Annotated in this window: 11 protein-coding genes and 1 pseudogene; 8 read left to right on the top strand and 4 right to left on the bottom strand. The window is 69.4% G+C overall.

Going from position 1 to position 12305, the window contains the following annotated elements; translation table 11 throughout:
- The 5 genes and pseudogenes from YU1_RS0120490 to lpdA all read left to right on the top strand — a co-directional run.
- Window positions 1-554, top strand: a pseudogene (locus YU1_RS0120490) (succinate--CoA ligase subunit alpha); the annotation flags it as partial.
- Window positions 555-901: 347 nt separating this feature from the next.
- Window positions 902-3859 carry a 2-oxoglutarate dehydrogenase E1 component gene (locus tag YU1_RS0120485; RefSeq protein WP_029005675.1) on the top strand — a complete coding sequence of 986 codons (2958 nt, stop codon included), beginning with the start codon at window positions 902-904 and terminating at the stop codon, window positions 3857-3859.
- Between the two features lie 209 nt (window positions 3860-4068).
- Window positions 4069-5307 (top strand): 2-oxoglutarate dehydrogenase complex dihydrolipoyllysine-residue succinyltransferase, encoded by a 1239-nt coding sequence (gene odhB / locus YU1_RS0120480; RefSeq protein ID WP_029005674.1) that lies wholly within the window; start codon window positions 4069-4071, stop codon window positions 5305-5307.
- 129 nt (window positions 5308-5436) lie between these two features.
- A complete protein-coding gene (locus YU1_RS0120475; RefSeq protein WP_029005673.1) occupies window positions 5437-6093 on the top strand; it encodes a LysE family translocator in 657 nt (218 codons plus the stop codon).
- Between the two features lie 63 nt (window positions 6094-6156).
- Complete coding sequence (lpdA, locus tag YU1_RS0120470) at window positions 6157-7563, top strand: dihydrolipoyl dehydrogenase (RefSeq protein ID WP_029005672.1); 1407 nt, start codon at window positions 6157-6159, stop codon at window positions 7561-7563.
- Between the two features lie 129 nt (window positions 7564-7692).
- On the opposite strand, the gene YU1_RS34785 is transcribed toward lpdA, so the two are convergent.
- Window positions 7693-7821, bottom strand: a complete 129-nt coding sequence (locus YU1_RS34785; RefSeq protein WP_280790721.1) for a hypothetical protein — start codon at window positions 7819-7821, stop codon at window positions 7693-7695.
- 226 nt (window positions 7822-8047) lie between these two features.
- Here YU1_RS34785 and YU1_RS30435 point away from each other — a divergent pair, with 226 nt between their 5' ends.
- Window positions 8048-8629 (top strand): hypothetical protein, encoded by a 582-nt coding sequence (locus YU1_RS30435; RefSeq protein ID WP_051357077.1) that lies wholly within the window; start codon window positions 8048-8050, stop codon window positions 8627-8629.
- A 39-nt stretch (window positions 8630-8668) separates the two neighbouring features.
- Here the strand turns inward: YU1_RS30435 and YU1_RS0120455 are convergent, their stop codons facing one another.
- Window positions 8669-9652 (bottom strand): tyrosine recombinase XerC, encoded by a 984-nt coding sequence (locus YU1_RS0120455; RefSeq protein ID WP_029005671.1) that lies wholly within the window; start codon window positions 9650-9652, stop codon window positions 8669-8671.
- Between the two features lie 212 nt (window positions 9653-9864).
- Here YU1_RS0120455 and YU1_RS0120450 point away from each other — a divergent pair, with 212 nt between their 5' ends.
- A complete protein-coding gene (locus tag YU1_RS0120450) occupies window positions 9865-10425 on the top strand; it encodes a PadR family transcriptional regulator (RefSeq protein ID WP_051357076.1) in 561 nt (186 codons plus the stop codon).
- Window positions 10426-10484: 59 nt separating this feature from the next.
- Here the strand turns inward: YU1_RS0120450 and YU1_RS0120445 are convergent, their stop codons facing one another.
- Both YU1_RS0120445 and YU1_RS0120440 read right to left on the bottom strand, forming a co-directional pair.
- Window positions 10485-10886, bottom strand: a complete 402-nt coding sequence (locus YU1_RS0120445) for an MAPEG family protein (protein ID WP_029005669.1) — start codon at window positions 10884-10886, stop codon at window positions 10485-10487.
- The gene (locus tag YU1_RS0120440; RefSeq protein ID WP_029005668.1) at window positions 10883-11377 is read right to left on the bottom strand and encodes a YaiI/YqxD family protein; all 495 of its coding nucleotides are present in this window, start codon (window positions 11375-11377) and stop codon (window positions 10883-10885) included. The genes YU1_RS0120445 and YU1_RS0120440 overlap by 4 nt, the downstream gene beginning before the upstream one ends.
- A gap of 116 nt (window positions 11378-11493) precedes the next feature.
- Between YU1_RS0120440 and YU1_RS0120435 the strand changes: the two genes are divergently transcribed.
- On the top strand, window positions 11494-12261 hold the full coding sequence (locus YU1_RS0120435; RefSeq protein WP_029005667.1) for a phosphatase PAP2 family protein: 768 nt from the start codon (window positions 11494-11496) through the stop codon (window positions 12259-12261).
- The last annotated feature ends 44 nt before the right edge of the window (window positions 12262-12305 follow it).

Here is a 12305-nt window from a genome sequence, read left to right as displayed (position 1 = left end):
CGCTGACGGGCTCGAAGTCGCGGCTGATCGGGCCGAACTGCCCGGGCGTGGTGACGGCGGGGCAGGCGAAGATCGGCATCATGCCGGCGAACATCTTCAAGCCGGGCTCGGTGGGCGTGGTGTCGCGCTCGGGGACGCTGACCTATGAGGCGGTGTTCCAGACCTCGCAGGAGGGNCTNGGGCAGACCTCGGCGGTGGGCATCGGCGGCGACCCGGTGAAGGGCACGGAGTTCATCGACGTGCTTGAGATGTTCCTGGCCGACGAGAAGACGCAGTCGATCGTGATGATCGGCGAGATCGGCGGCTCGGCGGAGGAAGATGCGGCGCAGTTCCTGAAGGACGAGGCCAAGCGCGGCCGGAAGAAGCCGATGGTTGGCTTCATCGCCGGCCGCACGGCGCCTCCCGGGCGCCGCATGGGCCATGCGGGCGCGATCATCTCCGGCGGCAAGGGCGGCGCGGAAGACAAGATCGCCGCCATGGAAGAGGCCGGCATCCGCGTCTCTCCCTCCCCCGCACGCCTCGGCAAGACCCTGGTCGAAGTGCTGAAGGGCTGATGACAGCGACGGCAATCCGGGGGGAGACCACCGGATTGCCGTCTTTGCATCGGAACACGTCCGCGTGCCACGCTCGGGAAAGCCTTGAGGCGTACGCGGAGCGCGGGTCCGCCGTGCAGAGAATGCCGGGATTTCCGGGAGGAAGGTTCTTTCCCCCCGCCCCCGGGAGGCTTATGTAGCGGCCGGATCAGTTTCCGCTCCTCGCGGAGCGTGCATATGCGGGAGTGCGGCGGCGCGGTCGCCGACCTCCCATATCGATGGCAGTCAACGGCTTTCGGGCTTGGTTTTGAACGCGCCTTGCGGGCGGAAACCAGCTAAGCTCCGAAGGCCATCCGGGATCTAGGCCCATGTCGCGCGCGGACCAGAACGATCAGTTTCTCGCCACCTCCTTCCTGTACGGAGGTAATGCTCAGTGGATAGACGATCTCTATGCCCAGTATGAGGCCGACCCCGCTTCGGTGGACGCCCAGTGGCAGAGCTTCTTCGCGGCGCTGAAGGACGATCCCGAGCAGGTCAAGCAGAACGCCCGGGGGGCGTCCTGGAAGAAGCCGGGCTGGCCGCTCCACGCCAATGGCGAACTCGTCTCCGCCCTCGACGGCAACTGGATCGAGGTGGAGAAGAAGGTCACCGACAAGGTGAAGGAGAAGGCCCAGAAGGCCGGCGTCGAATTCTCCGCCACCGAGGTGCAGCAGGCCACGCGCGACAGCGTGAAGGCGCTGATGATGATCCGCGCCTATCGCATGCGCGGCCATCTCCAGGCCGACCTCGACCCGCTAAAGCTCATCCCGCCGCGCGAGGCGCCCGAGCTCGATCCGGTCTCCTACGGCTTCTATGAGCCGGACCTCGACCGCAAGATCTTCATCGACAACGTGCTCGGCCTGGAGTTCGCCACCGTCCGCGAGATGGTGACCATCCTGCGCCGCACCTATTGCCAGACCATCGGCGTGGAATTCATGCACATCTCCTCGCCCGAGGAGAAGGCCTGGATTCAGGAGCGCATCGAGGGCGTGGACAAGGAAGTGTCCTTCACCCGCGAGGGCAAGCGCGCCATCCTGAACAAGCTGGTGGAGGCCGAGGGCTTCGAGAAGTTCCTCGACGTCAAGTACACCGGCACCAAGCGCTTCGGCCTGGACGGCGGCGAGAGCCTGATCCCGGCGCTGGAGCAGATCATCAAGCGCGGCGGCAACCTCGGCGTGCGCGACATCGTGTTCGGCATGGCCCACCGCGGCCGCCTGAACGTGCTGACGCAGGTGATGAGCAAGCCGCACCGCGCGCTGTTCCACGAGTTCAAGGGCGGCTCCTGGGCCCCCGACGACGTGGAAGGCTCGGGCGATGTGAAGTACCACCTCGGCGCCTCCTCGGACCGCGAGTTCGACGGCAACAAGGTGCACGTGGCGCTCACCGCCAACCCGTCGCATCTGGAGATCGTCGACCCGGTGGTGCTGGGCAAGGCCCGCGCCAAGCAGGACCAGCTCGGCGACACCGAACGCACCGCCGTGCTGCCGCTGCTGATCCATGGCGACGCGGCCTTCGCGGGCCAGGGCGTGGTGGCCGAATGCCTCGGCCTGTCCGGCCTGAAGGGCCACCGCACCGGCGGCTCGATCCACGTCATCATCAACAACCAGATCGGCTTCACCACCAATCCGCGCTACTCGCGCTCCTCGCCCTATCCCTCGGACGTGGCGAAGATGATCGAGGCGCCGATCTTCCACGTGAACGGCGACGATCCGGAAGCGGTGACCTTCTGCGCCAAGGTGGCGACCGAGTTCCGCCAGCGCTTCCACAAGCCGGTGGTCATCGACATCTTCTGCTATCGCCGGTTCGGCCATAACGAAGGCGACGAGCCGTCCTTCACCCAGCCGCACATGTACAAGGTGATCCGCCAGCATCCCTCGACGCTGGAACTGTACGGCCGCAAGCTGGAAGCCGAGGGCGTGATCGCCGCCGGCGAGCTCGACCAGATGCGCGGCGCCTGGCGCGACCGCCTGGAAGGCGAGTATGAGGCCGGCCAGCACTACAAGCCCAACAAGGCGGACTGGCTGGACGGCCGCTGGTCGGGCCTGAAGGCGTCGGAAGGCGAGGACGACCCGCGCCGCGGCGACACCGGCGTCGCGCTCGACACGCTGAAGGACATCGGCCGCAAGATCACCGCCACGCCGGAGGGCTTCACCCCCCACCGCACCATCCAGCGCTTCCTCGACAACCGCCGCAAGGCGGTGGTGGAGGACGGCGTCGGCATCGACTGGGCGACCGGCGAGGCTCTGGCCTTCTGCTCGCTGCTGGAGGAGGGCCACCCGGTCCGCCTGTCCGGCCAGGACGTGGAGCGCGGCACCTTCTCGCAGCGCCATTCGGTGCTGATCGACCAGGACACCGAGCAGCGCTACAAGCCGTTCAACCACCTGACCGAGACGCAGGCCAAGTACGAAGTCATCAACTCGATGCTGTCGGAAGAGGCGGTGCTGGGCTTCGAATACGGCTACACCCTCTCCGAGCCCAACACCCTGGTGCTCTGGGAGGCGCAGTTCGGCGACTTCGCCAACGGCGCGCAGGTGGTGTTCGACCAGTTCATCTCGTCGGGTGAGCGCAAGTGGCTGCGCATGTCCGGCCTCGTCTGCCTGCTGCCGCACGGCTACGAGGGCCAGGGGCCGGAGCATTCCTCCGCCCGTCTCGAGCGCTATCTCCAGATGTGCGCGGAAGACAACATGCAGGTGGCCAACTGCACCACGCCGGCCAACTACTTCCACATCCTGCGCCGCCAGCTGAAGCGGGACTTCCGCAAGCCGCTGATCCTGATGACGCCCAAGTCGCTGCTGCGCCACAAGCGGGCGGTGTCCAGCCTCAGCGAGTTCGCCTCCGGCACCACCTTCCACCGGGTGCTGTGGGACGATGCGCAGTCGCACCCGGGCTCGGCCGGCATCCAGCTGGCCCCGGACGACAAGATCCGCCGCGTCGTCCTGTGCACCGGCAAGGTCTATTACGACCTGCTGGAGGAGCGCGAGAAGCGCGGCACCACCGACGTCTACCTGATGCGCGTGGAGCAGCTGTTCCCGTTCCCGCTCAAGACGCTGGTGCAGGAGCTGTCGCGCTTCAAGAACGCGGAAGTGGTGTGGTGCCAGGAAGAGCCGAAGAACCAGGGTGCCTGGGCCTTCGTGCAGCCTTACCTGGAATGGGTGCTGGAGAATGCGGGCGGCGCGTCCAAGCGTCCGCGCTACGCCGGTCGCCCGGCCTCCGCCGCCACCGCCACCGGCCTCATGTCCAAGCATCTGGCGCAGCTCAAGGCGTTCCTGGAGGACGCGCTGGGCTGAGGGCGCGGCGCCGGGCATCCGGCGCCCACCGGCCATCGCCGCACCGGCGGCGGGGCCATGGCCGCGCGGGACGATGGCCGCGCGGAGAAGTGATCGTGGGGATGGATCCGGGCTTCGCCCATGAGGTGAAGCCGGTTCCGTCCCTGTCCTGCGCCGGGGATGACCCGGCACCGTGAGCGTTTGAGGGAGGCCCCCCGCGGGCGAATGTGATGGCGACCGAAATCCGCGTGCCCACCCTGGGCGAGTCCGTTACCGAGGCCACCATCGGCAAGTGGTTCAAGAAGCCTGGCGATGCGGTGAAGGCCGACGAGCCCCTGGTGGAACTGGAGACCGACAAGGTCACCGTCGAAGTTCCCGCCCCGGCCGCCGGCGTGCTGTCCGAGATCGTCGCCAAGGACGGTGAGACCGTCGGCGTCGGCGCCCTGCTCGGCGCCATCGCCGAAGGCGCCGCCGGCGCCGCGGCGGCCCCCGCCGCCGCTCCCAAGGCCGAGGCCCCCAAGGCTGCGCCCGCCCCGGCGCCGGCTCCCGCTCCCGCGGCTGCCCCGAAGGCCGCCGCCGCCAGCGCCAACGGCCCGGCCGTGGATCGCCTGTCGGCGGAAAGCGGCGTCAGCGCCGCCGCCGTCGCCGGCTCCGGCAAGGATGGCCGGGTGACCAAGGGCGACATGCTGGCGGCGATCGCCACCGGCGCCACCGCTGCCGTCGCCGCCGCCCCCGTGGCGGTGCGCGCGCCGTCCTCGGCGGACGACGCCGCCCGCGAGGAGCGGGTGAAGATGACCAAGCTGCGGCAGACCATCGCCCGCCGCCTGAAGGACGCCCAGAACACCGCCGCCATGCTCACCACGTTCAACGACGTGGACATGACCGCGGTGATGGCGCTGCGCGCCCAGTTCAAGGATGCGTTCGAGAAGAAGCACGGCACCAAGCTCGGCTTCATGGGCTTCTTCACCAAGGCCGTGATCGCGGCCCTGAAGGACATCCCGGCGGTGAATGCCGAGATCGACGGCCAGGACCTCGTCTACAAGAACTACTACAACATCGGCATCGCGGTCGGCACCGAGAAGGGCCTCGTGGTCCCGGTGGTGCGTGACGCCGATCTGCTGTCGGTCTCCGGCATCGAGAAGGCCATCGCCGGCTACGGCCGCAAGGCGCGCGACGGCAAGCTCGGCATCGAGGACATGCAGGGCGGCACCTTCACCATCACCAACGGCGGCATCTACGGCTCGCTGATGTCCACCCCCATCCTCAACGCGCCGCAGTCGGGCATCCTCGGCATGCACCGCATCGAGGAGCGCCCGGTGGCCATCAAGGGCCAGGTGGTCATCCGCCCGATGATGTATCTGGCGCTCTCCTACGACCACCGCATCGTCGACGGCCGCGAGGCCGTGACCTTCCTGGTGCGCGTGAAGGAGACGCTGGAGGATCCCGCCCGCCTCGTGCTGGATCTGTGATCGTCACGACGTGACATCGGCGCGGCGGTCCGCCGCCGCGCCGTTTCCCGACCGGGCGGCCCGCCGCCCAATCGCAAGGCCGCAGGCGGCAGGACCGCGCCGCTCGGCCCCCGGCGCTGAGGATGGGCGATGACGAGCCATCTCGCGGAATTCCTGACGCTGATGGCGGTGTTCGCCCTCGCGGCGGTCTCGCCGGGGCCGGACTTCGCGATGGTGGTGCGCCAGAGCGTGGTGCATGGCCGGCGATCCGGCATCCTCACCAGCCTCGGCATCGGCGCGGCCATCCTGTTCCACGCGGCCTATACGGTCGCCGGGCTCGGCCTGCTGGTGGCCCACTCGCTGCTCGCCTTCAACATCCTGAAATGGGCCGGCGCCGCCTATCTCGTCTATGTGGGCGTGAAGACGTGGCGCGCGCCGCCGCCGAGCTATGCGGTGGACCTCGCCGACACCCGGCCGGACACAGCCGGGCGGCGCTTCGGCGATGCGGGGGACCTCACCCTCGGCTTCCTCACCAATGCGCTCAATCCCAAGGCGGTGCTGTTCTTCCTGTCGATCTTCACCACGCTGGTGAGCCCTGAGACGCCCCAGGCGCTCCAGATGGGCTATGCCGCCGGCATGGCCGGGCTGCTGGCCGCCTGGTTCTGCATCGTCTCGGTGTTCTTCACCGGCCGGGCGGTGCAGGCCCGGCTCTCGCGCATCGGCCGCTGGTTCAACCGCATCACCGGCGGGGCGCTGATCGGCCTCGGCCTCCGCCTCGCGCTCCAGAGGGCCTCCGCCGCCCACTGATCCCCCATCCCTTCGCTGCGGCCCCCGGCCGCTCCTTATCCCTTCCCCAAGGACCACGATTCCATGGCTACGTATGATCTGATCGTTATCGGCACCGGCCCCGGCGGCTATGTGGCCGCCATCCGCGCCGCCCAGCTCGGCCTCAAGGTGGCCGTGGTCGAGAAGCGCGCCACCCACGGCGGCACCTGCCTGAACGTCGGCTGCATTCCCTCCAAGGCGCTGCTGTTCGCCTCCGAGAAGTTCGAGGAAGCCGGCCATTCGTTCGCCGGCATGGGCATCGGCGTCAGCGCGCCGAAGCTGGACCTCGCCGCCATGCAGGGCTTCAAGGACAAGGGCGTCGAAGGCAATGTGAAGGGCGTCGAGTTCCTGCTGAAGAAGAACAAGGTCGATGCCTATTTCGGCACCGGCAAGATCCTCTCCGCCGGCAAGGTGGAAGTGACCGCCAATGCCGACGGCGCCGTGCAGGTGCTGGAGACGAAGAACATCCTCATCGCCACCGGCTCGGACGTGGCGCCGCTGCCGGGCGTGACCATCGACGAGCAGCGCATCGTCTCCTCCACCGGCGCGCTGACCCTGTCCAAGGTGCCGGGCAAGCTGGTGGTGGTCGGGGCCGGCGTCATCGGCCTTGAGCTCGGCAGCGTGTGGCGCCGGCTCGGCGCCGAGGTGACGGTGGTGGAATATCTCGACCGCATCCTGCCGGGCATGGACGGCGAGGTGGCGAAATCCTTCCAGCGCATCCTGGCCAAGCAGGGCTTCACCTTCAAGCTTGGCACCAAGGTTACCGGCGTGGACGCCAAGGGCAAGACGCTCAAGGTCTCGGTGGAGCCCGCCGCGGGCGGCGCCGCCGAGGTGCTGGAAGCCGACGTGGTGCTGGTGGCCATCGGCCGCGTCGCTTACACCGGCGGCCTCGGCCTTGCCGAGATCGGCGTCGAGACCGACAAGCGCGGCCGCGTGGTGGTGGACAAGCACTACAAGAGCAACGTGGACGGCATCTATGCCATCGGCGACGTGATCGCCGGCCCCATGCTCGCCCACAAGGCCGAGGACGAGGGCATGGCGGTGGCCGAGACCCTGGCCGGCAAGGCGGGCCATGTAAATTACGACGTCATCCCCGGCGTGGTGTACACCTTCCCGGAGGTGGCTTCCGTCGGCAAGACCGAGGAAGAGCTGAAGGACGCCGGCATCGCCTACAATGTCGGCAAGTTCCCCTTCACCGCCAACGGCCGCGCCAAGGTGAACAACACCACGGACGGCTTCGTGAAGTTCCTGGCCGACGCCGCCACCGACAAGGTGCTGGGCTGCCACATCATCGGCCCCGAGGCCGGCGAGATGATCCACGAGGTCTGCGTGCTGATGGAGTTCGGCGGCTCGTCCGAGGATCTGGCCCGCACCTGCCACGCCCACCCGACCCGTTCGGAAGCGGTGAAGGAAGCCGCTCTCGCGGTCGAGAAGCGCGCCATCCACTTCTGAGCCGGGGCCTCGCCCCGCGCTGAGTTGGAATACGGAACCGGCCGGCCCGCATCGCGGACCGGCCGGTTTCATGTCGGGGCCTGCGCCGCGTCCGCCCGCGCGAGGGGGAGGGCGGCTCGGCCGCCCGCATCAGCCGCCCTTGGACGTGCTGGTCGTGCTCTGGGTGCTGTTGGCGGCATGGGCCGGGCAGTCGGCGAAAGCCGGCGCCGTGGCGGCCATGATGGAGAGTGTGCAGAGGGCGAGGGCAAGACGCTTCATCGTTCTCGACTCCCGTATGGCGTCCCGCGCGATTGGGGGGACCGGGACAGCCTAGCCCCACGGCGCGGCGCGCCGAAGCCCGTTTGCGCGCGACGCCTGCCGCGGCGGCATTCCGGTGCGGTTTCTCACGGGGAGTTGTCTCCCGCCGCCCCGATCCGTCCGGCACGGGCGTCCGCGACGGGACGGCCCTGGAAACGCCTCAACCCGTCCCCATGTTCGAGCCGTGATGTCCGATCCCCTCTCGTCCGACCCCTCTCCGCAGCGCCGCCGCCCGTCCGGCCCGCACCGCTCGGCCTTGCGGCCGCTGTTCATGGTGCTGGCGGTGCTGTTCCTCATCGAGGCCTGGCTGTGGGAGAAGACCGCGCCCATGGTGGCCTGGGTGGCGCGGCACATCCCGTTCGAGGCGCTGAAGCACGCCATCGCCCGCTGGGCCCGGCGGCTGCCGCCGTATGGCGCGCTGGTGCTGTTCGTGGTGCCGCTGATCCTGATCGAGCCCATCAACATCCTCGCGCTGTGGTTCTACGCCCATAAGGAATTCGTCCTGGGCAGCCTGTGCTTCCTGGTGGCCAAGCTGGTGGGCGTGGGCCTCATGGCCTTTCTGTTCGAGGCCTGCCGGGCGCAATTGCGCTCTATTCGATGGTTCGCCCGGCTGTGCGACGGGGTGCTGGCGATCAATGCCTGGGCCCACCGGCAGGTGGAGCCCTACAAGGTCCAGCTCAAGGAGGCTTTCGCCGCCTGGACGCGGGGACGGGGCAACGGCTTCTGGCGCCGGGTCATGGACATCCGGCGGCGGGCCTTCCGCTCCTGATCCTTTTCCCCGCGGTCTATCCTCAGGCGCGGGCAACCCCTAAGCCCGAGGATGCGCCGCGCGATAAGCTTCCATCAGCCTTGTGCTGTCCACCGCCGTATAGACCTGGGTGGTGGACAGCGAGGCGTGGCCCAGCAGTTCCTGGATCGCCCGCATCTCGCCGCCGCGCGCCAAGAGATGGGTGGCGAAGGAGTGGCGCAGGGCGTGCGGCGTGGCGCTGTCCGGCAGGCCGAGCGCGCCGCGCATCCGCTCCACCGCCAATTGCACGATGCGGGCTGAGAGCGGCCCGCCGCGCGCGCCCCGGAACAGCGCCTTGTCCGGCTCCAGCACATAGGGGCAGAGCGCGGCATAGTCCGCCACCGCCTGGCTCACCGGCAGCAGCAGCGGCACCATGCGGGTCTTGTTGCCCTTGCCGGTCACCGTGATCTGGTCGCCGGCGCCGGGCGCCGGCATCATGGCGCGGGTCAGCCCCAGCGCCTCGGAAATGCGCAGGCCGCAGCCATAGAGCAGAGCGATCACCGCCGCGTCGCGCGCCAGCACCCAGGGGGCGCGGTCCTCGCCGGCGCGGGTGGCGGGATCGGCCAGCGCCTTGGCGTCGGCCACCGAGACCGGCTTGGGCAGGCTGGGCTTGACCTTCGGCGCCCGCACCGCGGCCAGCGCGCCGACCTTGCCCAGCCCCTCGCGCTCCAGGTGGCGGCCGAAGGAGCGGGCGGCGGCCATGAGGCGGACCAGCGTGCGCGGCGCGACGCCGTCCGCGCGGCGCGAGGCGAGGATGGCGCGCACGTCCGCCGGGGCGAGGGCGGCCAGGTCGGCGAGCGCCGGCCGCCGGCCGAGATGCAGCGCGAGGCGGTTGAGCACCAGCGTCAGGTCGCGGGCATAGGCATCCAGCGTCTTGGGCGACAGCCGCCGCTCATGGGCGAGGCGGGCCAGCCAGCCGTCGATGGCGGTGGCCAGCTCGGGCGCCTGGGCGGCCAGCAGCGCCTGACGCGAGCGGGCCGCCTTTCCTTCATCCGACATGGCCATGGGGCACCTCCACTGGCCGGGCAGTCTAGCCCGGGAAAATTAATGGATCACGCCCCTCTTGCGTTTCGATATATCTAAAGATACATATGAACTCGTACATATCGTACGACATATCGAAAGGACTAAAAATGTTTGGATGCAGACCTCACTGGAAAGAGGATCGGTTCGCCGGTGGCGGGCGCGGAGAGTTCGGCGGTGGCTTCGGTGGCGGCATGGGCCGCGGCGGGCGCCATCGGGGCGGCGGCGGTGGCGGCGGGGATATCTTCCGCATCGGCCGGATGCTGGCCCAGGGCGACCTCAAGCTGCTCGCCCTCGCGCTGATCGCCGAGCAGCCGCGCCACGGCTACGAGATCATCAAGCTGATCGAGGAGAAGACCGCCGGCTGGTATTCGCCGAGCCCGGGCGTCGTCTATCCCACCCTGACCTTCCTGGAGGAGGCGGGCTATGTGACGGCCGAGCCGGACGGCGCCAAGAAGCGCTTCACCATCACCGACGAGGGCCGGTCCTATCTCGACGCCAACCGCGATTTCGCGGACGCGCTGATCGGCCGGCTGTCGGAGATCGGGCTCAAGATGGGCAAGATGCGCCGCTGGATGGGCCGGGGCGAGGACGCCGGCGAACAGTCCGAGCCGTCGGGCCTGCCGCGCCTGGTGGATGCGGCGCTGGAAAACCTGAAGGACGTGGCCAAGGCGAAGCTCGCCGAGAACCCGCGTGCGGAAACCCGCATCGTCGAGATCCTGGCCGGCGTCGCCAACGATCTGCGCGAAGTCTGATCGCGCGCGACGCCGGACGGGCCGGACGCGGCCCGCCCGGCGCCTGATCTTCAGACCGCTCAGGCGGCGGAGAACACCGCCGCCGCCAGCAGCAGCACGATGCCGAAGGTGGACAGCGACCACACCGCCGAGCGCACGTAGGGCAGGCCGCTGGCATAGAGCGGCACATAGAGCACCCGGCCCCAGAAATAGAGATGCGCCCCGCCGATGGTCAGGCCGTTGTGCACGCCGGTCGCCTGGGCGATCAGCACCGCCGCCGCGAACAGCGGGAAGGTCTCCATCAAATTCTTGAACGCCCGGTCGAGCCGCCCGGCATAGGTGCCGAGCGGCGGCACCGCCTTGTCGCGGGGGCCGGCGTTCCACGCCATGCCCCGCTCGCGCGTGGCGAGGCGCGCGGCCAGCATGAGCTGGAACAGCGCCAGCAGGATCGTGGCGGCGAGCAGAGCGAGTTCGTGGGTCACGTTGGGCTCCCGGTGGTGGCGAAGCCCGCCCGCTTCAGCCGCACGATGGCCAGATCCAGGGCGGACAGGAAAGCGGAACGGTCGCGCGGCGAGAACGGCCTCGGCCCGGACGTGACCTGCCCGGCCGAGCGCAGCTCGTCCATCAGGTTGCGGGTGGCGAGCGCGGGGCCGATGGTGGCTTCCGTATAGGCCCGGCCGTTGGGCGCGATCACGTCGGCGCCGGCCTTCACGCAGCGGGCGGCGAGCGGAATGTCGGCGGTGACCACCACGTCGCCGCGCGAGACCCGCTCGGCGATCCAGTCGTCGGCCACGTCCGGCCCGCTCGGCACCACCACGCGGTGGATCTTCTCCGAGCGGGGCAGGGCGATGGGCTGGTTGGACACCACATGCACGTCCAGCCCGTGCCGCTCGGCCACCTTGTACACCTCCGCCTTCACCGGGCAGGCGTCGGCATCGACATAAAGGGTGATGGGCTCGGGGCGCGGGGACATGCCTGCTGAATGGCAGGCCCACGCTCCGGCCGCAAGAGCGCGCAGGCCGCGTGGCCTGCCGTCGGCGGCCGAAAGCGGGGTTGACGGCTCGGGCGCGGCCATGCGGAGCTTGCCGCATGACCTTCCTCAGCCACTGCCACCGTCTTCTCTCCGGCATTCCCGGCGTCGGGAACCTGCTCAACCGGGTCAGCCGCATGGAGCGCGACACGCTGGTCGTGCTCGCGCTGACCGCCGGCGCCTTCTATTTGTTCCTCACCCTGGCGGACGAGGTGATGGAGGGCGACACCCGCAGCCTCGACGAGCGCATCCTGCTCGCCCTGCGGGTGCCGGGCGATCTCTCCAACCCCATCGGCCCGCGCTGGCTGGAGGAGAGCATGCGCGACCTCACCGCGCTGGGCGGCACCACCGTCCTCACGCTGATGACGCTCGCCGTGCTCTGCTTCCTGCTGATGGTCCGCAAGCACCAGACCGCCATCCTGCTGGCGGTCTCCGTGGCCGGCGGAGCCGTGCTGTCGTCGCTGCTGAAATGGGGCTATTCCCGCCCCCGGCCGGAGCTCGTGCCGCACGGCATGGATGTCTATTCGGCCAGCTTCCCGAGCGGCCATTCCATGATGTCGGCGGTGGTCTACCTCACCCTCGGCGCCATCCTGGCGCGCACCCAGGCGCGCTGGCGGGTGAAGGCCTTCCTGTTCGGCCTCGCCATCGCGCTCACATTGCTGGTGGGGGCCAGCCGGCTCTATCTCGGCGTCCATTGGCCGACCGACGTGCTCGGCGGCTGGACGCTGGGCGCCGGCTGGGCGGCGCTGTGCTGGCTGGTGATGCTCTATCTCCAGTCGCAGGGCGAGGTGGAGCCGGAGGAACCGGCTCCGGACCCCGCCGCCTGAACGGCGCCGCGCCCCCGAACGAAAACGGCCGGCCTCAAGGGCCG

Origin of the sequence: Azorhizobium doebereinerae UFLA1-100, assembly GCF_000473085.1 — a bacterium.
Lineage (GTDB): Bacteria > Pseudomonadota > Alphaproteobacteria > Rhizobiales > Xanthobacteraceae > Azorhizobium > Azorhizobium doebereinerae.
The sequence above is the reverse complement of the archived record's forward strand: the minus strand, read 5'-3'. Positions and strand labels throughout refer to the sequence as shown.